The sequence below is a fragment of the Dyadobacter jiangsuensis genome (assembly GCF_003014695.1).
Classification (GTDB): Bacteria; Bacteroidota; Bacteroidia; order Cytophagales; family Spirosomataceae; genus Dyadobacter; species Dyadobacter jiangsuensis.
In genome coordinates this window covers 65,501-89,377 of sequence record NZ_PYAS01000004.1, presented here as the reverse complement: position 1 = coordinate 89,377, position 23,877 = coordinate 65,501, and the positions used below count along the sequence as shown (strand labels likewise).

General features: G+C 49.4%; 22 protein-coding genes. 4 read left to right on the top strand and 18 right to left on the bottom strand.

Annotated elements, in window-relative coordinates; genetic code table 11:
• Positions 1-26: 26 nt before the first annotated feature.
• On the bottom strand, positions 27-584 hold the full coding sequence (locus CLV60_RS08855) for a hypothetical protein (RefSeq protein WP_106595036.1): 558 nt from the start codon (positions 582-584) through the stop codon (positions 27-29).
• Between the two features lie 467 nt (positions 585-1,051).
• Between CLV60_RS08855 and CLV60_RS08850 the strand changes: the two genes are divergently transcribed.
• Positions 1,052-1,324: a hypothetical protein gene (locus CLV60_RS08850; RefSeq protein ID WP_146151540.1), complete on the top strand. Its 273-nt coding sequence runs from the start codon at positions 1,052-1,054 to the stop codon at positions 1,322-1,324.
• Here CLV60_RS08850 and CLV60_RS08845 read toward each other — a convergent pair.
• Complete coding sequence (locus CLV60_RS08845; RefSeq protein ID WP_106595428.1) at positions 1,321-1,887, bottom strand: 2'-5' RNA ligase family protein; 567 nt, start codon at positions 1,885-1,887, stop codon at positions 1,321-1,323. The genes CLV60_RS08850 and CLV60_RS08845 overlap by 4 nt on opposite strands.
• 225 nt (positions 1,888-2,112) lie before the next feature.
• Between CLV60_RS08845 and CLV60_RS08840 the strand changes: the two genes are divergently transcribed.
• Positions 2,113-3,465 (top strand): alpha-L-fucosidase, encoded by a 1,353-nt coding sequence (locus CLV60_RS08840; RefSeq protein WP_106595034.1) that lies wholly within the window; start codon positions 2,113-2,115, stop codon positions 3,463-3,465.
• A 134-nt stretch (positions 3,466-3,599) separates the two neighbouring features.
• Here CLV60_RS08840 and CLV60_RS08835 read toward each other — a convergent pair whose 3' ends face one another.
• The gene (locus CLV60_RS08835) at positions 3,600-4,172 is read right to left on the bottom strand and encodes a cupin domain-containing protein (protein WP_106595033.1); all 573 of its coding nucleotides are present in this window, start codon (positions 4,170-4,172) and stop codon (positions 3,600-3,602) included.
• A 95-nt stretch (positions 4,173-4,267) separates the two neighbouring features.
• Here CLV60_RS08835 and CLV60_RS08830 point away from each other — a divergent pair, with 95 nt between their 5' ends.
• A complete protein-coding gene (locus CLV60_RS08830) occupies positions 4,268-4,891 on the top strand; it encodes a TetR/AcrR family transcriptional regulator (protein ID WP_106595032.1) in 624 nt (207 codons plus the stop codon).
• 79 nt (positions 4,892-4,970) lie between these two features.
• On the opposite strand, the gene purL is transcribed toward CLV60_RS08830, so the two are convergent.
• From purL to CLV60_RS08810, 4 genes are all read right to left on the bottom strand, one after another.
• Positions 4,971-8,636, bottom strand: coding sequence for a phosphoribosylformylglycinamidine synthase (gene purL / locus CLV60_RS08825; RefSeq protein ID WP_106595031.1), 3,666 nt, complete (start codon positions 8,634-8,636; stop codon positions 4,971-4,973).
• A gap of 151 nt (positions 8,637-8,787) precedes the next feature.
• Positions 8,788-9,249, bottom strand: a complete 462-nt coding sequence (gene tnpA / locus CLV60_RS08820; protein WP_106595427.1) for an IS200/IS605 family transposase — start codon at positions 9,247-9,249, stop codon at positions 8,788-8,790.
• Positions 9,250-9,326: 77 nt separating this feature from the next.
• On the bottom strand, positions 9,327-9,812 hold the full coding sequence (locus CLV60_RS08815) for a DUF6644 family protein (protein ID WP_106595030.1): 486 nt from the start codon (positions 9,810-9,812) through the stop codon (positions 9,327-9,329).
• 2 nt (positions 9,813-9,814) lie between these two features.
• Positions 9,815-10,168 carry a DUF6152 family protein gene (locus tag CLV60_RS08810; protein WP_106595029.1) on the bottom strand — a complete coding sequence of 118 codons (354 nt, stop codon included), beginning with the start codon at positions 10,166-10,168 and terminating at the stop codon, positions 9,815-9,817.
• A 134-nt stretch (positions 10,169-10,302) separates the two neighbouring features.
• On the opposite strand from CLV60_RS08810, the gene CLV60_RS08805 reads away from it, so the two are divergent.
• A complete protein-coding gene (locus tag CLV60_RS08805) occupies positions 10,303-10,860 on the top strand; it encodes a DUF4468 domain-containing protein (protein ID WP_106595028.1) in 558 nt (185 codons plus the stop codon).
• A gap of 13 nt (positions 10,861-10,873) precedes the next feature.
• Here the strand turns inward: CLV60_RS08805 and CLV60_RS08800 are convergent, their stop codons facing one another.
• The 11 genes from CLV60_RS08800 to CLV60_RS08750 all read right to left on the bottom strand — a co-directional run bounded on the left by CLV60_RS08800 (position 10,874) and on the right by CLV60_RS08750 (position 23,671).
• Positions 10,874-11,701, bottom strand: a complete 828-nt coding sequence (locus tag CLV60_RS08800) for an SGNH/GDSL hydrolase family protein (protein ID WP_106595027.1) — start codon at positions 11,699-11,701, stop codon at positions 10,874-10,876.
• A 641-nt stretch (positions 11,702-12,342) separates the two neighbouring features.
• Positions 12,343-12,759 carry a hypothetical protein gene (locus CLV60_RS08795; RefSeq protein ID WP_106595026.1) on the bottom strand — a complete coding sequence of 139 codons (417 nt, stop codon included), beginning with the start codon at positions 12,757-12,759 and terminating at the stop codon, positions 12,343-12,345.
• Positions 12,760-13,141: 382 nt separating this feature from the next.
• A complete protein-coding gene (locus tag CLV60_RS08790; RefSeq protein ID WP_106595025.1) occupies positions 13,142-13,333 on the bottom strand; it encodes a hypothetical protein in 192 nt (63 codons plus the stop codon).
• Positions 13,334-13,469: 136 nt separating this feature from the next.
• On the bottom strand, positions 13,470-13,817 hold the full coding sequence (locus CLV60_RS08785) for a DUF488 domain-containing protein (RefSeq protein ID WP_106595024.1): 348 nt from the start codon (positions 13,815-13,817) through the stop codon (positions 13,470-13,472).
• A gap of 156 nt (positions 13,818-13,973) precedes the next feature.
• Positions 13,974-15,221 (bottom strand): hypothetical protein, encoded by a 1,248-nt coding sequence (locus CLV60_RS08780; RefSeq protein ID WP_106595023.1) that lies wholly within the window; start codon positions 15,219-15,221, stop codon positions 13,974-13,976.
• A gap of 98 nt (positions 15,222-15,319) precedes the next feature.
• Positions 15,320-16,225 carry a helix-turn-helix domain-containing protein gene (locus tag CLV60_RS08775; protein ID WP_106595022.1) on the bottom strand — a complete coding sequence of 302 codons (906 nt, stop codon included), beginning with the start codon at positions 16,223-16,225 and terminating at the stop codon, positions 15,320-15,322.
• A 27-nt stretch (positions 16,226-16,252) separates the two neighbouring features.
• Positions 16,253-17,062: an SDR family oxidoreductase gene (locus CLV60_RS08770; protein WP_211302225.1), complete on the bottom strand. Its 810-nt coding sequence runs from the start codon at positions 17,060-17,062 to the stop codon at positions 16,253-16,255.
• A gap of 83 nt (positions 17,063-17,145) precedes the next feature.
• Positions 17,146-18,798: an alkaline phosphatase PafA gene (gene pafA, locus CLV60_RS08765; protein ID WP_106595020.1), complete on the bottom strand. Its 1,653-nt coding sequence runs from the start codon at positions 18,796-18,798 to the stop codon at positions 17,146-17,148.
• A 94-nt stretch (positions 18,799-18,892) separates the two neighbouring features.
• Positions 18,893-21,781 carry a TonB-dependent receptor domain-containing protein gene (locus CLV60_RS08760; protein ID WP_106595019.1) on the bottom strand — a complete coding sequence of 963 codons (2,889 nt, stop codon included), beginning with the start codon at positions 21,779-21,781 and terminating at the stop codon, positions 18,893-18,895.
• A gap of 136 nt (positions 21,782-21,917) precedes the next feature.
• On the bottom strand, positions 21,918-23,003 hold the full coding sequence (locus CLV60_RS08755; protein WP_106595018.1) for a FecR family protein: 1,086 nt from the start codon (positions 23,001-23,003) through the stop codon (positions 21,918-21,920).
• An 86-nt stretch (positions 23,004-23,089) separates the two neighbouring features.
• Complete coding sequence (locus tag CLV60_RS08750; protein ID WP_106595017.1) at positions 23,090-23,671, bottom strand: RNA polymerase sigma factor; 582 nt, start codon at positions 23,669-23,671, stop codon at positions 23,090-23,092.
• Positions 23,672-23,877: the final 206 nt, after the last annotated feature.

Sequence of the window (23,877 nt, the reverse complement as noted above, 5' to 3'; positions counted from 1 at the left end):
TTCGGCCTCTGCTTTTTTTGCATCTATCAGGAATTAATCAGATAAACTACATTATCGCTGCTGGGATGATAATGTACGTTAACCCGGTTGCCGGCTTCGAGATTCGTATACCAACCTTCCGAAATCTCTACGGGTATTACATTCCCTGTTACCGGATGGCTCACATATACGTAAAACGCCTTCGGAATTTTAGTCGCTCCCCTGCTCCGCGGCAGCTTGATCACTTCTTTGGATTGAATGGCAGCATACCCGCGTAAGCTCATGGATGCTTTCGGAAAAATCCAGTTTTTTCGCACGAAAAAGACAAGCGACGGTGCGACGTTAGCCAGGAATACCAATCCAAAAATTCCGAACATGCGCTGCTGGGAATGGTCCTGTTCAAAAATCCAGCGGGCAAACCTTTCGCTAAATTGGTCCATAAACGCGCCGGTTTCTTCCTTTCGAAAAACCAACCCCAGCCAGACCGTTACAAACACCACGACTATCGTAAAGAAAATAACTCTGTCCCACCATTTTTTGGCCTGAACAAGTCGATGCGAAAGGCGATCTGCGTAGAATTCATTGAGGGTGTAGCGCTGGAGCATGGGTATGTGGGAGGTCTGATTGTTCGTATTTAGCGACAATGTTATTTATATGCACCTAATAAACAACAAATTACATTTATCAAAGATACTGTAAGGCGATATTCGTTATTCACCGGTCGATCATGCAAATCATCTGCTTGATCATTTTTTAATAGCAGCAAAGTAAAATCTGCTCAGTTTCAAACTCCAAGTACATCTTCTCATGAAAGCAGAGTCTTGTTATGCTGAATAACAATATGTAAATTTGATATAGGTGAAAAATGAACCTCTTCGAACTTAGAATGCTCAGGGCAGCACTTAAACAAATGCTCCGAGATCAGGCCGATAACATGACGGCAGAAGAAATTGATCAAATTTTGGATCATATATCCAGATTGACGAAGGTTATAGACGAAATGGAAAGAAACATTAATTAGGCAGCACAGATGGAAACCACGGAGGAATTTCGAGCAAGATTGCATGATTTAATGAAGCAAGCGGACATCGCCATTAAGGAGTCCAATGATTATTTAATCCGGCGAGGAGTGGTAGTCGATTTAACCGAATGGGTTACGATCAAAGAATATTGCAGACGGTTCGGTATCAAAAACACCGAAACCGTTAGCAACTGGATTAAGCGTGGTATCGTCCCCGAAGACGACACGCTGATCATCGAAGAATTCAACAATATCCGAATGATCAGAGCCAAGCCGTACCTGACCAGCAGCAAACAAAATGCAGAGACCAGCATTTCAGACTAAAACAAACTGATCTGCTCTCCAACCCCATTCGGCCCCTGCAACTGAATTATATCGATCACATCATACTGCCGGCGCTTCTCATTGTACTTTCGAATGGCGAATGAATCGCACAAAAATCCGGCTTCATAGTCTGTAAAAATGGTATAAGCCAACGCAATCCACTCCCGTGTAAGCCTGCGCCCGATGGACATATGCGGGTTCTTAGACTCATCGGCCCATTTCTGCATGTATTGCTTTTTGAACTTCTTATCGAAGGCCTTCATAATCGCCTGCGCCCGCTCTCGGATGGCATTGGATGCTTCCTCCGTCGGCTTGATGTAGAATGCCGAAAAATTGGCGCGGTCGAAATCGGCGAAGCCCGAAAAATTGAGCTGAAAAGGCGTTAGAGGACTTACTAACCTGGTATACTCCGCCAGAATTAATGGGTAATCTGCCTCAGCGGCATCGAAGCCATCGAGCGAAATGTGGCCGTCGGCGTTGGCGCTGCCGTAACTTTTGCCGATGACGTTGCGGTAGTCTTGCTTGAAGCCACGCACGTGCTCCGCGATAGGCGGCGGGGGCATTATCGCGAGGGAATATGAGCAAATGCGTGACGTCACCGGCCGTACATTTGATGAAGAATCAGCGTCAATCACCTTTCTTTTTTTGAAGTGATACAATGTCCATAATTAGTTCATTTTACGAATATATTTCTTCTCGACCACTCATTCCCATATTACTCTTAAATATTCTCCAAAACGAGTATTGTCTCGTGATAAAATCGTCTTTGGATAAACATAGACTAAACAATGCGCGCCAAATTTTTAACACTCCTACTACTCCTCAACTTCGCCGCGGGCTCCTACGCTCAGCAAACCGCCAACAAACCCGACCGCGTCAAATGGTTCCAGGACCTGGGCTTCGGGATGTTCATTCACTGGAATGTGGATGTTTCGCTCGGAACGGTGATCAGCCACTCGCTCGCCGGGGCTTCCGATGATTACGTGAACCGCTACATGAAAGAACTGCCGACGTTCTTCAATCCCAAAAAGTTCGATCCCGACGAATGGGCTACGATGGCGCGGCTTGCGGGCATGAAGTATGTCGTTTTCACGACCAAACACCACGCCGGTTTCTGCATGTTCGATACCAAAACGACGCCTTTCAATGTGATGAATACGCCTTTCAAGCGGGACGTCACGAAGGAGATCATCGAAGCATTCCGCAAGCAGGGCATTGCGGTCGGGCTGTATTTTTCGCCCGAAGATTTCCTGTTTTTCCACCAGAACGGCATCCCACTCGGCCGGTTGCAGGACAAGCGCCAGTTCCCGATGAACAACCCCAAGCTAATGGAGTACGACAAGGCGCAAATCAAAGAACTCCTCACCCACTACGGCAAAATCGACATTATGTTCTTCGACGGTCCCGGCGACGGCCTGCGCGAGTATGCGTGGAGCCTGCAACCCGAGCTTGTGATCACGCGCGACGCCATGAACACGCCCGAGCAGAATATCCCCGACAAAGCCTCACCGCGCCCGTGGGAAGCCTGCTACACCATGGGCACCGACTGGCAATACAAACCCACCAACGACCCGCACAAATCGGGCACCGAGATCATCAACATGCTCATCGAAATCCGCGCCAAGGGTGGTAACTTCCTGCTGAATGTCGGCCCGAAACCGAACGGCGAGATCCAGATCGAACAGGAAGCCCTGCTTCGCGAAATCGCCCTCTGGAACTTCGCGAACGGAGAATCCATATACGCCGTAAAACCATTGCCCGTCATCCGCGAAAAGGACATCTGGTTCACGCAATCCAATGACGAAAAAGCCATTTACGCGTTCGTCACCAAAAAGCGTGACGATGAATGGAAATATGGCCAGCGCCGCGAATTCCTCTTCCCGATGGTTGAAGGCACGTCTTCAACGAAAGTCGAGGTATTGGGTTACGGCAGCGAGCTGGTGGAATATGTGAACAATTTCGATGCTTCGATCCGCTCGGCAGCGACCCCGCTCGGACTCGCTGTGAGCGCCGTGAACGGTCAGCGGTTTTACACGAACAGGACCTGGCCTAATGCGGTGGTTTTGAAGATTTCGAATGCGAAGTTTAAGGCGCCGGAGGAGAAGAATACTTCGAAATCAGGGATTGACGGGGCGCAGTAGCGCTCTGCCCTCTTAATGGGTTTGAATGGAGGCTGCGTTAGTAGTCTCCATTTTTTGTTTGAAGTAATAGGTTAAAAATTAACGAGAACTACACGGTTAAAAACTGGTACATGTTACCAGATAATGCTGATTGTTTAACGCGCCGGTTGTGCCTCCGGCGCATTTTGAAATCGCCTTCCCTTCCCCAGTATTTTCCCGAGAAACAATATGACCGGAAAAATGACCTTCTTCACAAAAGTCGGAATCCCCAGCATATCGAACTCTGTATGATATTTCCCGAGCAGATAGGCAGAATCGAACGCACCCGGGCGGCCGTTCCCCTGCTCGCGCGAAGAGCGGTAAATTTCGGCAAGGAAATATTCGATATTATGCGGCGGCCAGATCTCGCCTTCGCAATGGAGTGTCGCGTCACCCGCATTCCAAAACCGGTGGACGACGCCGGCTTCGAATGTTGCCGACTCTCCTTTGTATAGGAAGTAAGGCTGCTCTCCCAGGATTTCGATGCCCATTTTACCTTCGAGAATACGCATGCTTTCGTGTTGCTGGTGATGCACATGCATGGGCGGGCCCGCACCGGGACTCACTTGGTTTTCAACCCGAACGTATTCGGTACCGTCGCGAAGCTCGCGACCAAGAAATGTCAGTTGCTCACCATGACCATTGTCGATGGTAACTGGATATACCTTTTCAACAGTTAAAGTTTTCATACTCTGTCCGAAATCGCTTTGTTTGGAGACGCAATTATTATAATTTTGGTCAATGACCTAAAAATATTAAAACTTAGGACATTGACCAAATTATCATGAATGCTACACAGCAAAAAATTATTAAGCGGGCCTTAGACCTCTTCAACCTCAAAGGAATTGAGTACGTAGGCATGCGCGAACTGGCTGCCGACCTAGGCATGCGTATCGGCAACCTCACCTACTATTTTCCGACGAAGGATGACCTTGTGTTCAGCATCAGTCAGGCCTACACCGAATCCAACACACAAATTCATAGTGAGATACTTTCAAATAGCCTATACGATTTTCTTTATAAAAATAGGCTTCTGTTTGAAAATGGCTTAAAATACCAATGCCTCCTGCTAAGCATGGTACATTTAATGGAGCAAAACGCCCGCATCGCTGCTAATTACCGGGGTAATGTGACACAAACCCGGATGTCTGGCTTAGCACACGATATTGAACTTCTAGAAACAAACAAATACCTGAAATTCGGCAGCGACGATGATAAGTCACTTATCATTTCCAGCAACAGCCTGCAAAGTCGCTTCTGGCTTTCGGAGGCGGTACTCACTGAATCACGGCAAAATCTGTCACGCCAATTAAGGCATTATTTGAGAATGAAAGCACTTTTGTTTCGACCTTACGCTACGAGGAAGGGATTGGAGGATATCGAGCGGTTTATTCGAGAACTGGATTAATGCAAAAAGCCCGTCGCGACATGCATCGCGACGGGCCCTATCAGCAGAAGGAACGTCCTCCATCCCTCCCCCTCAAAAATTACTTATTCCGCTCTTCAATCCACTTCCGTGCATTCACGAATGCTTCCATCCATGGCGAAACCTCGTCCTTGCGCCCTTCCGCATAATGCGCCCAGTGCCACTGGAACAGCGAGCGCTCGATATGCGGCATAGTCACCAGGTGGCGGCCTGTGTTATCGCACAAAATGGCAGTATTGTAGTCAGAGCCATTCGGGTTGGCAGGATATGTCTCGTAACCATACTTGGAAACGATGTTATACTCATTCTCGGCCAATGGCAACTGGAAACGGCCTTCCCCGTGCGACACCCATACCCCAAGCGTGCTACCCGCGAGGGATGAGAGCATGACTGAGTTATTAGGCTGAACGGTCATTGATGTGAATATGCTTTCGTGCTTGTGGCTCGCATTGTGCAGCATCTTCGGCTTCTCTTCATGATCCGGATTGATCAATCCAAGCTCAACAAAGAGCTGGCAACCATTACATATGCCGACAGAAAGAGTATCCTCCCGTTTGAAGAAGTTTTCAAGCGCGATTTTGGCCTTCTCGTTGTAAAGGAATGCCCCTGCCCAACCTTTTGCGGAACCCAACACATCAGAGTTAGAGAAACCACCTACGGCGCCGATGAACTGGATGTCTTCCAGTGTCTCACGGCCGGAGATAAGGTCGGTCATGTGAACATCCTTCACGTCGAAGCCTGCTAGGTACATGGCGTTTGCAAGCTCACGTTCGGAGTTGCTGCCTTTTTCGCGAAGTACTGCCGCTTTTGGACGCGGTTTCGAGGCATCGATTACAGGCTTTTTGCCGTCAAATTGAGCCGGGAATTTGTAGCGCAGCACATGGTGCTTGTAGTTGTCGAAGCGCTCTTTCGCGAGCCCGTTGCCGGTTTGTTTCTGGTCCAGCAAATAGGAAGTTTTGAACCAAACATCCCGCAGATGATCGATATCGAAATCCCATTTGCCTGTCGCGTCCTTCACTGTTAGCGTAGAAGCGAGGTTCACTGTACCGATTTTGTGGAATGCAATACCGTTTTCCGCAAGTACTGCCTCGGCCGACTCGTCGGCCTGGAATACAATACCGATGTTTTCCGAGAACAATTTCTCAATGATGTCCTGGTCACCGAGTACCGACAAATCAATGGAAGCACCCAGATCGCGGTCGGCGAAGCACATTTCGAGCAATGTGGTGATCAGACCACCGCTGCCGATATCGTGACCCGCCTGAACTTTGCCGGCTTTGATCAGTTGCTGAATGGCATTGAATGTCGCCTTAAACTGTGCTGCATCCTGGATATCCGGCGTTTCGGAGCCTACCTTGTTCAGGATTTGCGCGAATGACGATCCGCCCAGTTTGAAACGGTCTCCGGAAAGGTTGATATAATAGATAGAACCGCCCGATTTGCGCAGTACCGGTTCTACAACAGCAGTAATGTCGTCGCAGTGACCGCCAGCCGAAATGATGACTGTGCCCGGCGCGATTACATCACCGTCCTTATATTTCTGTTTCATCGACAGCGAATCCTTTCCTGTCGGGATGTTAATGCCGAGGCTGATGGCGAAGTCGGAGCAGGCTTGTACAGCTTTGTACAAACGAGCGTCCTCACCTTCGTTTTTACATGCCCACATCCAGTTGGCCGAAAGCGATACCGTTGCCAGTCCGTCTTTCAAAGGTGCCCAAACGATGTTGGACAGTGCTTCGGCTACCGCATTACGGCTACCAGCCGCCGGATCGATCAATGCCGAAAGCGGGGCGTGACCTATCGAGGTAGCGATACCATCCTTGCCTTGGAAGTCGAGCGCCATTACGCCGACATTGTTCAAAGGCAATTGCAGCGGTCCCGCAGTTTGCTGTTTCGCCACGTGGCCACCCACGCAACGGTCGACTTTGTTGGTCAACCAGTCTTTCGATGCAACGGCTTCGAGTTGCAGCATTTGTTCGAGGTATTCGTGCAGTTTGGCAGTGTCATATTGAACCGCCTCGTAAGTACGCTGCACGGTTTTGTCGCGCATATAAGTTTTTGGCGAACTACCGAACATTTCGTCCATCGCAAGGTCCATCGGCTTGGCACCGCTGGTCGAAGATTCGAATGTAAAACGATGGTCGCCGGTCACCTCTCCTACCGTGTACATCGGAGCGCGTTCGCGGTCTGCAATGCGTTGGAGGAAATCGATATCGTCCTGGCTGATCACGAGGCCCATTCTTTCCTGGGATTCGTTGCCAATGATTTCTTTGGCGGAAAGTGTAGGGTCGCCTACCGGCAGCTTGTCGAGGTCGATCTTGCCGCCTGTTTCTTCAACAAGTTCGGACAAGCAGTTCAAGTGTCCTCCCGCACCGTGGTCGTGGATGGAAACGATGGTATTGTTACCGCTCTCGACCATACCGCGCACGGCATTGGCTACGCGTTTCTGCATTTCAGGGTTGGAGCGCTGGATCGCATTTAGTTCAATGCCTGAACCGAATGCACCAGTATCCGCGGACGAAACAGCTGCACCGCCCATACCGATCCGGTAGTTTTCACCACCCATTACCACCACTTTATCGCCGGTGGCGGGTGTATGTTTTTTGGCCTGATCGGCTTTACCGTAACCGATACCGCCGGCTTGCATGATCACTTTGTCGTAACCCAGCTTGCGACCATTTTCTTCGTGCTCGAAAGTCAGCAACGAACCGACGATCAACGGCTGGCCAAATTTGTTACCAAAATCGGTTGCACCATTGGAAGCCTTGATCAGAATATCCATTGGCGTTTGATACAGCCATTGACGTTCCTCAACACCTTTTTCCCATGGGCGGTTCTCTTCCAGACGTGAGAGCGCAGTCATATACACAGCCGTACCCGCGAGCGGGATCGCACCTTGTCCGCCTGCGAGGCGGTCGCGAATCTCTCCGCCCGAACCCGTCGCAGCGCCGTTGAATGGCTCCACGGTGGTCGGGAAATTGTGTGTTTCCGCTTTCAATGACAGTACGGATTCAAAATCCTTGATTTCGTAGTATTCCGGCACATCGGGGCGCTTTGGCGCAAACTGCTGTACCACCGGACCTTTCAGGAATGCAACATTGTCTTTATAGGCTGAAACAATCGAATTCGGGTTTGTTTCCGAAGTCTTGCGGATCAGTTTGAAAAGCGAAACCGGCTGCTCCTGACCGTCGATCACAAAAACGCCGTTGAAGATCTTGTGGCGGCAGTGCTCCGAGTTCACCTGTGAGAAACCGAATACCTCCGAATCGGTCAGTTTGCGACCGAGTTTTTCGGCAAGGCCATTGAGGTAATCAACCTCTTCGTCGCTCAATGCGAGGCCTTCCTGTTTGTTATAGGCGGCAATATCGTTGACTTCCTGAACGGGTTCAGGTTTGATATTGATGGTGTAAATATCCTGATTCAGCTCGCTGTATTTCTGCGAGAGCATCGGATCGAAATCCGTGAAATCAGCGCTTACTTTCTTGAATTCCTCGATGCGTACAATGCCTTCCAGGCCCATATTCTGGGTAATCTCGACGGCATTGGTGCTCCACGGCGTTATCATAGCAGCGCGTGGCCCGACGAAAAAGTCTGTGAGAACCGTCTCCTTCCGGAGTTCTGCGCCGCCGAAAAGCCAGCTTAATTTGGAGGAATCGGAGGCAGTGAGCGTTCGCTCGGTTTGTAGTGCAAAGACGGTTTCGTCCCCGCCAGTGAAGAAGTAAATCATGATGTCCAATTAAGGCGCAAAGGTACGGCCTTTTAACCAGAAAATGAATTTTCTGACCGAGAAATGGTTCGTGCCTTCGGTACTTGCGGGCGATCAGTGCCGGAGGCACGAACGACACTCCAGCCAGGGATTTTAATCCCTGAAAAAGGAATCAGACGGGCGCATGAAAAAGATATTGTTCCTGAAATTCAACGCCGTTCTTTACGAGCATATTCAGATATTCTTCCGGAAAGGAAATTCCGTAATGATGTTCTTCCTGATTTTCAATGTACCTGTAAACCCGCTTGATTTCGGATTTATTATAGGAGAATGCGCCATACCCAACCTGCCATTCAAACCTGCTTTTCAAGAATCCCGATTCATTGATCCACTTTGAGGACTTGGCCTTGGCAACCTTCATGACTTCGGAGATCGATAATGACGGCTTCAATCTAAACAAACAATGCACATGATCCTCGACGCCATTGACAATGAAGGTCTCCGCTCCCGTTTCATTTATCAAATTACCAATAACCCCGAAAAGCTCATACCTCCACGGTTTGTGTAGCAAAGCAGCACGATATTTTACTGCAAAAACGCATTGAATGAAAATTTGAGAGTAGCTATTGCCCATCGCCATATATTTACGTCTGGCAAAAAGCTAATACCGTAAATCGTTACATTAAAATACAATGAGCAAACGGCCTCCGCTTAATAAGCCAGCAACCGCCCGCAGGCAACCACGGCCACCCAAACCACAATCGAAATACCTGCACACAGCCGCGCCATTCCCGGCAAGTCCCCACGCGCACCGTGCCGCTTAAACGGCTCATAAACGAACCGATGAAATACAAACACATTTAACCCAGCAAACAATATCAACCCGACTTTCGTCCAGAAAACAGGGTCGACGCCCAAAGCCTGTGCATTGGTCAAAAACAATAAAATGCCTGATGGGATAATCAAAATCAACCCGCGCTGCGACCAGGGCAATAAGTGCTTCGAAAGCCCTGTCACAGGCAGGTTCCGGGAAAAACCCAGCAGGCGCAGGTCGAAAAGAAACGCTGCACCTACCAGAAGTACAATACCGAAAATATGAAGGATTTCAAGGGCCGGATACAGCCACAACGATTGCCGGATCCCTACGGCCCACCCCGACTTTTCAAGCCATTCAAGCCATTTATGATACGACTGCACACCTACCGGAGTTCGTACTTGTCGTCCCCCACAAAAATACGCTCGGCGCGCATCTCGTTTTTCTCGGTTTTGTGCGGATAGGCTACAAATCGAATGGTCGTACCCTTTTTGATCATGTCGGCATTCAACCCACGCGACTCCATACGGGTCACAGGCGCGAGGTACACGGTCGTAAGCTCTTTGTTGTACTTCACTTTGGCAAGCACGTGCGGGTTTTCGTAGGTAAGCTCCTCTATTTTGGCTTTAAAATCTGTCGGTTTAGTCTGGTCGTAGTCGGCCCAGCCGTGGTGTAGCATTGTAAACGAAGCGCAGATCAGCAGCGCAATTGCAAGCGAAACGTTTTTGAAATTAGCCATAACCTATTGAGTTTAGTACAGTTAAAAGTAACCAAATCATCCCTTTTAAAAAACCGGACCAAATACAAAGTCACCGAAAGCCCCGCCTAAATGTTTTCCGCTATATTTGCCCGTCACCAATTCAACACTTAGTCTTGAAACATTTGCTTCTTTGCGCCCTGCTCGCAGCGGCCACCCACACTTTCGCACAGGATGGCAAGCTGCCGCTCGACTCCAAAAACAACATCAGCTATACCGACTCGGGACAACCCAAATTAAGTAAGACCGAGCTTCACCAGAAAGTCAGGGCATGGGTCGACAGAAAGTTCGGGAATGCGCAAAATGCAATCACCAGCGACGACACCCAGGCAGGCATCATACTCATTACGAGCTACATACCCGTTATCCATTCAGACTATCAATATATCCGGTTTGACCTCGGTGTTCAGTACAAGGACAATCAGTATGACGCTCGCATTACCACGCTCGACGGCGTTTCCGCCGAGCACAGCCCCATACGATTGAGCTCGAAGGAAAATGACAATATCATTGCCAAAGAGCAAATCATTAAAACAGAAAGCAGCCGCAAAAAACGCAAAGATGCCGAATTGGCCCTGCAAACCGCGAAAGCAGACAATGAAGGCATCAATGCGTCATTGTATAATCTGCTCGGCGACCTCAAAACCTATATGACCAACCCCAAGGCGGAGTAGCAACGGGGAGGCATCATTTCAGCCCCTTCCACTTCTTGATCAGCATTCCCGCAATTACCTCATACCCCTTATCGGACGGGTGCAAACCATCGTAGGTCATATCGATAGATTCCTGGGGGTACGGATACTCGTCCGCCTCCGGGTTAAAGGGCACATCCACGTAGTCAGGGTATTTAAAATCTTTGTAAGCACCCGTTTGCGGATCTTTCAGGCGTTTGAAACGGACCATATTGTCCAGATTGATGCCGCTGTCATGATATAGATCCACAACGGGTATCTTTTCCCTCTTCCCGATTTCGACTACCGCATTCGCGAACTGCTCCAAAGTCTGGTCCCTTTTAGGTTTGTAGGATCCGAATGCATTGTTTTTATAGCTGTTGATATACACGAAATCCCCCCGCTGCATGGGCGTAATGAGGATAATTTTCGCCTTCTTATTGAGTTGTTTCAATTTATCGGTAATCACCCTGAACGCGCCATAAACCGTGCTGCTCCCCTTCCCCTGCTCATAATCCGCGATCGTTCCAAGCGGCTTTCCCTGCCACCAGTCGTTAGTACCCAGGAAAACCGTGTAAACATCCGCCTCCACAAGCCCGAGCGACTCGATTTTATCGGCGATGTTCACCGACGTCCAGCCATTGTGGCCCTGGTTGACATAAGTTACCTGTGGGAATTTCTCCGAAATCAATGTCAGATAACCCTTTGTAACACGGTTTCCCGTTTCGTTCTGGTGGTCGTTGAGGTAAGTAATCGAATCGCCGATAGCCACCCAGGTGATTTTGCGGGGTTTGGAAGCCGCAAAGATGACCGTAAGCGCAAGCAGGAGCAAAAGTCTTTTCATCAGTTATAAGGATTTGGAATTTTCCTGAAAGTTAAGTCAAGCACTCAGACGTTGCAAATTTCCGGAAGCCCTGAAAACACCCGTATCACAATCCCGGGTTATTGTGGCATAAATCCCGAAACAAGGTCAAATTTAATTCAGAGTAATTAAATTTATTCGACACCAATACGACACTATTTTACAATCTCATTTCTCCTGCCTAAAACCTTCGGCTTAGAAGCATTCATTACAAAATACTAACAATCAACTATTTAAGAAATACTATTGTTGTAGAAGTCTATTTATGAATTAGTTACTAAACGACACATGCAAACCAACGAAATCAAATCCGGTAGCACGATAACGTCGAATTATCGAATTTGCTTTTAATAATGTGTCGCACTAATATTACAACATCTTGCAAGGTGTGGGACAGCCGAAAACCACTGGAAACGAGTAGGCAACAAAAACACTAACCTCATCAATATCATGGTAGGAATTGGACTTTCTCTTACTCAGCTTCTTTTGTGGCTTGATTCTATTCTTCCTAATGTTTCTGTTATCCTTACTTGGTAATAGACTAAGACATTAAAAAACTAGGCCGTACTCCTCAGGAGACGGCCTAGTTACTTTTTATACAATGCTTAAAATTCTTCCGGTGCTCAGGCGAAGAAGCTTGGACGCTGCAGATATTCCGGATGCCAGCTCGCGTCGCGGCGGCGCAATGCACGCGCGATGGTCAGAATCGCCTCTTCACGGTCGCGCTGATGCGCATCGGACCCCTGAGCGGCGAGATACTCCCCTACAATCTCCCATTCGAAAGAGTCGGTCCGCGAGTCATAAATACCCACCGGCACACGGTTGTCATCGGTAAGCATCAGGCTTTGCACCAACTGCGCTTCCTCTTGTGTAGGGCAGCCCACATGCTGGTACTGCTCATTCAAAGTATATAGAACCGAGTACCGGTTTTCTGAATATCCTTCTTCTTTTACTGGTGTACGGTCCGTAAAAAACTGACCGAGAAATGCGCGGAAACCTACCGGCGCGTGTTTGCTTTTACGCTGTTTTACTTGTTTCATGGTATTGAATTTTACTGGATGCCCTCAGGGCAATATTTTCAGGAGGTTTTTAGCCAATTAGTAATACAATTCTAAATAACGGTAAAGTACTAAATAATAATAGTCAGTCACATTACACATCAACAACCAATATTCACATTACCCATATAAATTATCATTGTTTATCAATAGTTTACAAATTTAAGAATTCCTTTCCCATTCCGCCAAAATTCTTCATATTAGCATTTTAACTTATTAAAATAATCCTATTTTTATCATTCAGTAGCTCACCAACAGTTACGATGGGCACAAAAAAAATCGCTGACGAGCTATGTTTTCCCGCCAGCGATCAATCACTGTTTGTACAGGTCGATGCTGCATACCGTGATGCAGCCTTCCCGGCTTATGCCTCCTGCATATATGCTTCTTCGATGAGCCTTTTAATATCCTCTTCGCATTCCTTCACACGAAGGGAAATACTGGTAGCAAGCCAAATCGTGGACCCGTGGCTATATCCCATGTAGTACAGGATTTTCTCCACACTTACGTTCAGGCTTTCGTCGAATTCGCCGGTAACTTTAATGAATGGCATCATGGTCTGAGGATTTTTGATTTACTTAAATATAATCAATTTACTTCGATTACACCTATTTTTTATCAAATAATTCCTATAAAATTTTCAACTTTAGATACTGCCCCCTGTGGGTAATATGGGAACGTTGAGTGGGAGATCAGGCTTTTTCGAGCAGTTCCTTCAAGACTAGCGCCTGATTGCGGTCCTCTGTTTTCGCGGCAAATAGCAGCGTAACTACTTTGTGATCTGAAACGATTTCGCGCAATGCAGTCAATGCGTCGGAATCTTTCAGCTCGGCTTTGTAGCGGGCACTGAACTCATCCCATTCGTCCATATGGGCGTGAAACCACGTCCGCAGCTCATTGGACGGCGCCACTTCTTTCATCCAGCGGTCGATACCGGCCGCTTCCTTGGTAAGCCCGCGTGGCCACAGGCGGTCTACCAGTACACGGTAGCCATCGGTCGCCGCAGCGGGTTCATAAATGCGTTTTGTTTTGATTGTCATAGGCTTTCGATTAAAGGTATCACAACCCTTTAAAGTTAGCCATGCCAGCCGGCTTCCGGCCATTATTGAAACTATTTTTTATCCTGAACTCGCCAACAATAGGAAACCAGCGCAGCGCGGCCGGACAACCGCCGGGACGCATGTAATAGTTGCCGTTCAAATGCCCCTGAATGTACTCCACCCCATCGACAATGCTGATTTGCGTGATGGTAACACCACCCGGCGAAACCCGCAGTCCCTTGGGACAATCCGCGTGCGCCGAAAGCCATCCGCCGTCTTCACCGTAGTAATGGGTCGTAAATTCCCCCCAGGCGCCTTGTCGGCCCGTTCGCCATACGCATAGGTGCGGTTCGGCGCCGTCAGGTTCACATTGTTGAGCTGTATATGAAGAGATTGAGACGGGTTTTCATTGTACCCGACCAGAGCGATGTTCTTACCCGTGATCATGAAAGACAGGTTTTCCCAGTCAAACGGCGTCTCAGCAAAAACGCCACGGAAGTAGTCCTTACCGATCAGGATTTGCTTGATGACCTGTATTTTTCTTTTACCGCCTTTCAAAGTAACGTCGGCCACCACCGTAACCGGATTGCTGGGAGGATTTTGGGCAGGAGCCGTAAAAGTTGCATTATAAATAGTACCAAAATAATCAGTGCCCGGACTACCCGCCTTGACTGTTCCATTGGCAGCCCCGCCCATCACCTTCCATTCCACCTTTTCCACTTCCACATCGGGCACGTCCTTATCCCAGCCTCCGAAAACAATTGTTGTGTTGTATACGCCCATTTTGAGCTCGACCGACGCACCAAGTTCGGCATAATGTGCCCCATCCAGAGACATATTTTCGATGACAGCCAATTCAAATGCAGTCCAGTCGCTGAAATGCGGCATTTCCGCTGTTACCGTATGTGCTACCGTGTCCACACGCGCTTCGGGCGTGCGGTACCAGCGCCCATCGGTGCCTTGCGTGGCTACCCTGAACCCCTCGGGAGTATTAGCCGCTACCCTGCGCGGGTCGTAGTTGAAAGTGAGAGATGCAGGCCTGGCGAAAGTAGTGCCGTCGGGTAAAAACCGGTAGGCCGCTCCCAGCCCGTTGGGCGCTTCATTGGTAATGGGCTGAATAAGAATCTGAGTATCCTTGGCCAATGCCCTTGCCGGAATCGTCAATGTTACCTGGTTATCTGCCGACGAAATTGTGCCGCCGGCAGCGCCTATTACCTTGCTGACAAGCTCCCCATCCGGCACACCGACCTCAGTGGCGCCTTCTCCGCTCGCATTTCCGGGACTTACTGCTTCATTGCGCTCCTTACACCCCGGCAGTCCTCCCAACAACAAACAACCAGCAAGCAGCCCGCAGAATATCCGTTTTGGTGCGGGTGAGCATTTGATTTCTAATTTGATTTTCATGGCTTATTTTAAAATGATTTGTTCATTCAAAATAAGCCGGTCGCAACGGCGGAAAGGCTAATATTTCCCGCCAGGTTTGTAGCATTTCACGCCATTCGTCAATTCAGGTTCCTGAATGCGCTCGGCGATTTGCCGGTTTTGGTTTTAAAGATCTTCGTGAAATGCGAAGGATGCTCAAAACCGAGGTCATAAGCGATTTCGCTGATCGACTGCTCGGTTCCCCAAAGAAGCGATTTCGCTTTATCGATCATCCGCAGATGAATGTGCTCCTGGGTGGTTTTGCCCGTAAAGCGGTTGAGCAGATCGGACAGGTAGTTGGGCGAAAGGTTCAGCTCGGATGCGAAGTACTTAACACTGGGCAGGCCCGTTTCGATCAGCGTATCTTTCGCAAAATACTCGTTCAGCAGTCTTTCAAAATGCTGCACGAGATCGTTACTCACCTTCGCGCGGGTATAAAACTGGCGGTCGTAGAACCGGTCGCAGTAATTGAGCAGCAGCTCGATATTACCTGTAATAAGCCGGAGCGTGTGCTTGTCGATATTCTGTGAATATTCCCGCTCGATTTTTGCTACGCAGTCGCGGATCACCTGCTTTTCGTCCTCGGAAATGTGCAACGCCTCATTTACATCGTAATTGAAAAACGAATATTGATGCATCTTTTTTCCAAGTTCGGTGGCATTAAGCAAGTCGGGGTGGATGAACAGCGCCCACCCCTCCTCCACGCCTCCTTCTTCAATGCTGCCTGTGATAACCTGCCACGGCGCGGTGAACATCAGCGAGCCCTCACTGAAATCGTAATGCCCTTTGCCATACTTCAAAACTCCCTGAATGCGCTTGCACGAGATCGTGTAGAATCCGAACCGGAACGCTGTCAGCTCGCGCGGGCATTGCGCGTAAAACTGAGTATTATCGATCACGCTGATCAGCGGATGCCTGGGCCTGGGCGCGCCTACGTAGTCGTGCAGCCCGCTGATGGTTTCGATATCGAGATATTGGCTGGTCATAACAGTGAAACTGCTGAATAGTTAATGCTAAATATGGCTGGCAATCAAGTTTTTGATCGCGAGGTCGTCCATTTCTTTCCGCGCCTGGAGCAGTTGCACCGCATCTGCGCCAACCGGGTAACGCAGCTGCTGCGTGCCATCGCTGGCCGCCTCAAAAATAGCCCCGGCTACTTCCCACACGCGGTCGGACATCGGCCAGTTATCCACCTGTCCCGCAAAAGCATCGTAGGCAGGCATGTAGTCCAACAAATCGCCCGCGCCAAAAGTTGCCAGCGACCGGCCTGCGAAATCCGTTTTATAGCCGCCCGGCTCCACGATTTTCACCCGGATACCCAACGGTTCGAGTTCATATTGCAGCGACTCCGAAAGTCCCTCCACCGCATACTTGGTAGCATGATATAATGTAGAGAACGGAAAGGCGATCCGGCCGCCCATCGACGCCACGTTGACGATCACCCCGCTCCTGTTGCCGCGCATATGCGGCAGCACCGCCTTGATCATTTCGATCATACCAAACACATTCACATCGAACTGCTGCCGCATCACCTCCGCGGGAGCCGCTTCCAGCACCCCCAGCGAGCCAAATCCCGCATTGTTGACCAGCGCATCAATCCTACCGAAACGCGCAATCCCCTCTTCCACTGCCTTTTGTATGCTAGCGCTGTCTGTCACGTCCAGGCGCACCAGCGCCACACGGTCGAGCCCACCCAGTTCGGTCTCTTTCTCCGGCGAGCGCATCGAAGCAATTACATTCCATCCGTTTTTTTGAAATAACCGCACAGCATCCTTCCCGAATCCCGAAGAAGCACCTGTAATCAAAACTGTCTTTGTCATCATCTTGGTTTGTTTAATTGACTGATGCAAAGTTGGCAGGTACCGGGCGGGCGGGCTTATAGATTTCTATGCAAGACTTATACTTTTCAACGGCCGGGATCGATGAGCTCGTCGATCACATTGCCGATGTTGCCATTCGGCTCCAGAATACTCAGCAGGGCCGCAAGCGTGGGCGAAGTGTCGGCTACCGACGTTCTGCGAAAAGTTTCACCGGGCTTTACGCCCCAGCCATAAAACAAAAGTGGGATATGCGTATCGTTGTTGTAAGGCGAGCCGTGGTTTGCCGCAATAGGGCCAGCCATCCAGCCCGGCTCGACGACGATCTGAATATCCCCGCTTCGCTTACGGTTGTAGTTGTTTTTGTAGAGAGTGGTCTGGTACTCGTTCAGTCCCGACTTATATAGCTCTTGAAGGTTGAGAACATCCGCGACGCCCGCAAAATTACCGAGCGCCTGGCGAATTACCTGAAAGACAGCCTCGGCTGTAACTCCCCTCTCTTCGAGCAACCGATGATTGAGATAAAACTGAAAATTCTCGCTTGCCGCGATAAAGTCAGCATCCCCAAACCTGGCTTTCAGGGCTGCCTTGACAGCCGCATTCATTTGCAGGTAATCAATACGGCCGGCCGGCAACTTGTGCGCTTTCCAGAAATCCGCCACGTCCATAATGCCATGGTCGGCGGTCAGAAAAAACAGGTAGTTCCCCTTGCCGAGCTTCTGATCGAGCTTACCGAGCATTTCCGCGATATCCTTGTCCAGTCTCAGGTATATATCTTCGGCCTCCACTGAATTAGGACCAAAACCGTGGCCCACGTAGTCGGGCGACGAAAAGCTGACGGCCAGGAAATCGATAAAATTCCCTGTCCCCAACTTTTCATTTTCCAGCGCTTCGAATGCCATTTCCTTGGTCAGCGTGTTCCCATGCGGTGTGGAGGAGAGTATGCCAAAAGCGTCGCCCGCCGCCCCCGCAAGCTCATACGGGAAAACCGATTGCTTGGCCGCGCCCATTTTAGCTTCATAGGGTTGATCGTCGGTTGTACTTTCTGTGTATTCCGCAACGGGCAGCAGCGTCGCCCATCCCTCGGTCATCAGTTGAGAGGCGCGCTTCCGGGCATTGTAGTTGCGCACCCACTCGGGCAGCTCGCGGGTGTAGAAGCTGCTGGTAATCCAGTTTCCGGTCTTGCTATCAAACCAGTAAGCGCCGTTGGCGGTGTGCCCGGCTGGCAGAATCGCGCCCCGGTCTTTGAGCGCTATCCCTATTACTTTCGACCGGAAGTTGGTTGCCAGCCGCAGCTGATCGGTAATGGTGCTTACCAGCAAGTTTTTCGGTGACATTTTGCCCGCAACCGGGTTCGAACTTCCGACCGTCTCGACGCTGCTATCACCGACGCAATATGTTTTCCTGCCCGCATGGGCATCATACCAGTCGTTGCCGACAATACCGTGAACGGAAGGGGCCGAGCCGGTGTACACCGAGGCATGACCGGCGGCGGTCACCGTAAGCGCATAGTGATAATGATGATTGCGGCAATTGAATCCCTCTCCAAGGATTCTTTTGAAACCGCCCGCAGCGTATTTGTCATAATACCTGTATAAGTAATCGTAGCGCATTTGATCCACGACGATTCCCACCACCAATCGGGGCCTTTTGGGGGGATTTCCTTGATCAGGCTGGCCGGCCTTGCCTGTTATGGCGCAAAACAATCCCGCAATCGCAAGAGCGAAGTTTACATATTTCATAGTGAATCGCTGAAAGTAAATGTGAGTGGTTGGCAGAAAGCAGAAGCGAGCCGGAAAAAGGTTTCCCCGGCTACGCTTCCATTGAGAAAAAAATTTAGAATGAGATGGTCAGGGCAGTCCAGAAGCTTCTGGGCAGGATAACCCGGCCAATTTGCAGGGAGCCCTTTTCGAAAGCGCCATTGGCCAGGAATTGGTCGCCGCGGATATTCCCCTCGGTTAGCCCCCGGCTATTGGCCAGGTTGTCGGCCCATACCCGCAAACCAATCGCCTTGGTGATCTTGCAATCCAGTCCCGCCGAAATTTCATTATAGCCATTCAGGCGGTACACGTTGCTGGGCGATGTATAGCGCTTTCCGATCTGACGGAAACTCAGGAACGCATCGAAGATTTTGTAGGTATAACTCGCCGAAAGCTCGATAATGTAGCTGGGAATCCGCTCGGCATTGTTACCCGACCAAATGTAGGGCTTGCCCGCCAGGTCTTCGCGGGCGTTGTCGGGCGCGGTAACCTCGTACTTGGTATACTTGCTGTTTTGGAAAGTGGTCGTCAGCCTGAAATTCAACATTTTGGAGGGCGTGTAAATCGCTTCGATTTCCGCGCTCAGGTTGCGGCTCGACGCAAATGTCCCGATATTGATAAACCCGGCTGTCGTATTCGGGATCGCCATCGTGGAAGCGATATTGGTGAGCCTGGCATAAATCAGCGAGCTGAACAGCGCAAACCGGGAGGTATTGACCTTATACCCGCCTTCCGCCATGAAAACACCACGGTCCTTCACCGTTTCAGGGTTGAAATTAAAGTTGGAATAATCATTGATATTCAATGCGCTATAAGTTTTGGTAGCCCTTGCAAACAGCGCATGCTCATCATTGACCTTATAGTTTAAGCCTAATGAACCGGTGAGATATGTATTGCTTTCATCAAAAGCGGTCACATTTGTAAACGGAGCGGTATTTTGCAAACGGTTACCCTTCACATGGAACCGGTCGACGCGCAGGCCCAGATCGGTCGTTAACCTTCCCAGATTGATTTCATCACTGACTGTCACCGAAGAGATCGTCGTCAACCCATCGCGGTAGTTGGCAATATTCACTCCGCTGTAACCATTTCCTTTATTATCACCGATGAGCAGCGTACGGGGCTTGTCTTTGATTTCGGTGTAAAAAGTCGCTCCGAGCGTATATGTGTTCACGTCATAAGAATGGAATGCTCCGCCGAAGGACAATGAATGCCGGCCGATTTGCTTGCCGATATCCAGGATATCTACAAACTGGTTGTCGCGGGTGGTAGTACCTGTGAAATTCTGTCCGGTATAATACCCTGTGGGGTTAACCAATTCCTGCCCGCCGGGATAATAGTATTTCACCGAGCTCTTATAAGTCGAAGGCGAGGTCACGACTGCGCCCACAAAACCGCCTTTGGTGCTTTGGTAGCGCATACTGTTTTTAATCGTCCACTCACCGCTTGTCGTATGCTTGAACTCCATCCCACCTGAAATCGATTTCAGGTGAACGCCATCGGCGAAATCATAGCTGCGTTTCTGGCCGTCGGGGCCTGTCAGATCCACTTTCGTATCCCTGGTGGCAAGGATTTCCGTCAACGGATCGAATCCCGGCAATGCTCTTCCCTGGCCAGAGCCATCGTAACTGTAATAGGCCGGCACAAGCCAGGTGGTTTTGTCGTTCAGGTATTTGCCGTAAAAGCGGATGTAGCTATTGGGCTTGATCTGATAAGTCAGGTTCATTTTCAGCTGACCGCCTTCATTGGCCCGGTAAGAAGGTGGGCGAATACCCGCATCGCCACGGTAAAATCCTCCCAAATTGAACTTCACCTTAGAACTAAGCGGCCCGCCCAGATTCAAATCCACCCTGTTTGCATTCTGGGAAAGGCCGCGTGTGTATTTTACTTTACCTGCAAATGTCTCTCCACCCGTATTCGACAGCACGTTGATCAGCGCGCCCGGCGTATTAGCCAGAATAACCGACGCATTACCTCCACGCACCGCCTCCACATTCTTCACCGTCAAATCCACCTTATAATACTGGTCGGCCGAAGGGCTCGTCGTAAATCCGGTGGGGAGCACCGGCAGACCGTCTTCCATTACGCCCATGAACACGTACCCGCCTCCGGGCAAACCGCGTACCCGCACGCTACCAGGACCATCTCCTCCGCTGCTTTCCACCGAAAGGCCGGGGATAGCTTTGAGCATATCCGTGCTGTTCAGGGGTGGTCTTTGCGTAAGCTGTTTGGCGCTGATAGTGGTAACCGCCACGCTCGACTCGATCTTTTTCTTAGGCGAACCGCCCGAGGTCACCACTACCTGATCGAGCTGCAAATTGTCCTCCATCATCACAATATCGAGCCTCAGATCACCGCCTTTTACTTCTATCTCCTTTTTAAGACTTTTGAAACCCACACTGGTAAACTGGATCGTGTACCTGCCGTCGAGCACGTTGTTGAAAACAAACATTCCTTCCTGGTCTACGATCGAGTTCCGGGTCTGATTCAGGAACACGGTGGTGCCGATCAGCAGTTCTCCCTTCACGTCGGTTACCTTACCCCGGACCGTGCTTCCTTCGATCACCGGCCGGGGAAGCACCAGGGGTGTTGCGAGGCTTATGACGTTTTTTTTAAGAACAATGTATTTCCCGGATACCTCATAGCTGATTTTAAGCGGCGACAATACTTCGTCCAGCACACTCGCAAGCGTCTCACTCTGAGCCGAAACAGATACTTTCTCATGGGCTGAGATAAGCTGCGGTACAAAGGAGAACTTGACATCCGCTGTTTTTTCAATTTTGGACAGAACGTTCCTGAATTCCTCGTTATTGACATCGATACTCAATCGCCTTTTCAATAACTCCTGACTATACCCCTCCTTAGCCACGCCCAGACTGAAAGTGAGCAAAACAATAAACAATGGCGGCCCGGCGATCTTCATAACTGTCAACAGGGTAGAGAAAAATTGTCGATGTTTTTCCATAAATTTGAACTGGTTTTGTTAATTAATTAAGAAACGATTGACGAACTACACCTTTCCTATCCTTGCGAGGGAGCAGAAAAGGGCCTTATGACCGGAAATGTTGCGAGCATTTCCGGTTTTTTTACACCTGAAATAATTACTGTTTACATCCTTTGCCTTCAATCAGAATTTCACTACCCATTACCCTATACGTCGCATTCAGCGTTTTACAAATCACGCGCAGCTTATCGTAGAGGCTCTCGTCTTCAAGCGCCACAATCAGCGAGCAATCCTGGAATGTGCTACTATCATAAACCAGGTTGATCCCATATGCCTTCGACAGCGCCGCGAACACCTCATTCACCGGTGTGTTTTCAAAAGTGAAGTGATCGGGTACCAGCGATTTGTCGACCACCACAGGGTTTTCGACCAATGTTTTGGCCAAATGTGCGCTTTCGCGGGAATACACCGCCTTCTGATTGGGCGTGAGCACAAGCCCGGAGAGTTGAGGACTTTGCTTTTCGGGTAGCGATTCGAACCTGTCCTGCGGAACGACGGCCACTTTGCCGGTTACGACCGAAACTGTCACATCATCGTCGTCTTCATCAGCCGCGATGGTAAAACTGGTGCCGAGCACCTTGGTAACCAAGCCGTTGGAATGTATGATAAAGGGCTTCTCAGCATTCCTGGCAACATCGAAAAAAGCCTTTCCGCGAAGGAACACCGTCCTGGTAGCTGCATTAAAATCCTTGTCGTATTTTAGAACGGCATTGTTTTCCAGCGTGATCATGCTCCCGTCGGGCAATCTAACGTCTCTTGGTTTCCCCGACGTGTTGCTTTCCTGAGTCATATCCGACAGGGCCGCAATGTTATCCTGCCATCCGAACCCTGGCTCCTTCCTTCCGCCAAAGTGGTATCCGCCCCAACAAATCAGCAATACCGCGGCTGCGGCGGCAACTCGCCAAAACGCGGGTCTGAAAACGACTGTCCTCGACTTTTTACCCTTGCCCACTTTGATATTTTCCCAGATCGCTTCTACGACATGATCATCCTCGCGGCTCTGCTGCGATGCCTTTAACGCCAAAAGCAACAGCCGAGCCTCTTCGACCACCGGCTGTTGCGCAGGATATTGCGTCCGATAACTATCCCAGAAATCCGACTTTGCCATTCCCAAGGCCCATTCCTTGAAAGAATCGTCGGCGATAAAATCGTTGAGTTTATATGAAGAGCGATCTGCTTCCATCAGGTCATGTGTTTTTTAACACCTAATGGAGAAAACGGCCTTTTTTAGTCCATTTTATTTGAAAAATAATTACAAAAACTTTTCAACTACCTCAGCAAGAGCATAATAAATGTAAATAATTTTACATTTTCTTTAAGAAATTTAAGCCCGCTATAAATGAGCTTGCATGCCGACTGGTAGTTCAAACCCATGATCTCGGCTATTTCGTCATTGCTGAAATCGTGAAAATACCGGAGGTTTATGGCCTCCTGCTGTCGCCTGGATAGTTTCAAAATCGTTTTCTGCAACCGCTCAATCCGCTCCGCTTCGATTTCATGGTCGAAAATGTAGAAAGTGACTGACGGATCCGATAATGTGTCATACGCATTATCGAGCGGAAACGAATGATCCGGCCTGGACAGTTTGCTCAGCTTGTTGCGCAGCGACCTGAACAGGTAGAATTTGACAGAACTGGTATCCTTCAATCTCTCACGGCTGTTCCACAATTCGATAAACAGATCCTGAACGCTGTCCTGAACCTGCTGCCTGTCGGGATTGATCTTGTTTCCATAATTCAGCAGCCCTTGCACCTGCGTCCGGTATATTTCCCCGAAAGCCGCCTCGTCTCCCGACTTGAAGGCCCTCCAAATCAGCAGCTCATCCGTAGCCTGGTCGTTAAATGGTTCCATTGCGCAAACTGTAATCGCACAAAGTAATTCATTTCAGTTATACCAAGCAAAGATTAGAAACAATTCAAGATAAAATAAAACAAAATGCATATTTGGTTACTTTTATCAAGTGCTCGCACACGCACAAGGTAAGGATACTACACTCGTTATCAATAAATTAAAACAATATTTAGGAGATTTACCGAAAGACTATTTAACCTTTTTAC

What these genes read in the sequence shown, in the direction of transcription:
- CLV60_RS08855 (WP_106595036.1), bottom strand. Translation starts at nt 584, where the DNA reads ATGCTCCAGCGCTACACCCTCAATGAATTCTACGCAGATCGCCTTTCG.
- CLV60_RS08850 (WP_146151540.1), top strand. Translation starts at nt 1,052, where the DNA reads ATGAAGCAAGCGGACATCGCCATTAAGGAGTCCAATGATTATTTAATC.
- CLV60_RS08845 (WP_106595428.1), bottom strand. Translation starts at nt 1,887, where the DNA reads ATGCCCCCGCCGCCTATCGCGGAGCACGTGCGTGGCTTCAAGCAAGAC.
- CLV60_RS08840 (WP_106595034.1), top strand. Translation starts at nt 2,113, where the DNA reads ATGCGCGCCAAATTTTTAACACTCCTACTACTCCTCAACTTCGCCGCG.
- CLV60_RS08835 (WP_106595033.1), bottom strand. Translation starts at nt 4,172, where the DNA reads ATGAAAACTTTAACTGTTGAAAAGGTATATCCAGTTACCATCGACAAT.
- CLV60_RS08830 (WP_106595032.1), top strand. Translation starts at nt 4,268, where the DNA reads ATGAATGCTACACAGCAAAAAATTATTAAGCGGGCCTTAGACCTCTTC.
- purL (WP_106595031.1), bottom strand. Translation starts at nt 8,636, where the DNA reads ATGATTTACTTCTTCACTGGCGGGGACGAAACCGTCTTTGCACTACAA.
- tnpA (WP_106595427.1), bottom strand. Translation starts at nt 9,249, where the DNA reads ATGGGCAATAGCTACTCTCAAATTTTCATTCAATGCGTTTTTGCAGTA.
- CLV60_RS08810 (WP_106595029.1), bottom strand. Translation starts at nt 10,168, where the DNA reads ATGGCTAATTTCAAAAACGTTTCGCTTGCAATTGCGCTGCTGATCTGC.
- CLV60_RS08800 (WP_106595027.1), bottom strand. Translation starts at nt 11,701, where the DNA reads ATGAAAAGACTTTTGCTCCTGCTTGCGCTTACGGTCATCTTTGCGGCT.
- CLV60_RS08795 (WP_106595026.1), bottom strand. Translation starts at nt 12,759, where the DNA reads ATGAAACAAGTAAAACAGCGTAAAAGCAAACACGCGCCGGTAGGTTTC.
- CLV60_RS08790 (WP_106595025.1), bottom strand. Translation starts at nt 13,333, where the DNA reads ATGATGCCATTCATTAAAGTTACCGGCGAATTCGACGAAAGCCTGAAC.
- CLV60_RS08785 (WP_106595024.1), bottom strand. Translation starts at nt 13,817, where the DNA reads ATGACAATCAAAACAAAACGCATTTATGAACCCGCTGCGGCGACCGAT.
- CLV60_RS08780 (WP_106595023.1), bottom strand. Translation starts at nt 15,221, where the DNA reads ATGAAAATCAAATTAGAAATCAAATGCTCACCCGCACCAAAACGGATA.
- CLV60_RS08775 (WP_106595022.1), bottom strand. Translation starts at nt 16,225, where the DNA reads ATGACCAGCCAATATCTCGATATCGAAACCATCAGCGGGCTGCACGAC.
- CLV60_RS08770 (WP_211302225.1), bottom strand. Translation starts at nt 17,062, where the DNA reads ATGATGACAAAGACAGTTTTGATTACAGGTGCTTCTTCGGGATTCGGG.
- pafA (WP_106595020.1), bottom strand. Translation starts at nt 18,798, where the DNA reads ATGAAATATGTAAACTTCGCTCTTGCGATTGCGGGATTGTTTTGCGCC.
- CLV60_RS08760 (WP_106595019.1), bottom strand. Translation starts at nt 21,781, where the DNA reads ATGGAAAAACATCGACAATTTTTCTCTACCCTGTTGACAGTTATGAAG.
- CLV60_RS08755 (WP_106595018.1), bottom strand. Translation starts at nt 23,003, where the DNA reads ATGGAAGCAGATCGCTCTTCATATAAACTCAACGATTTTATCGCCGAC.
- CLV60_RS08750 (WP_106595017.1), bottom strand. Translation starts at nt 23,671, where the DNA reads ATGGAACCATTTAACGACCAGGCTACGGATGAGCTGCTGATTTGGAGG.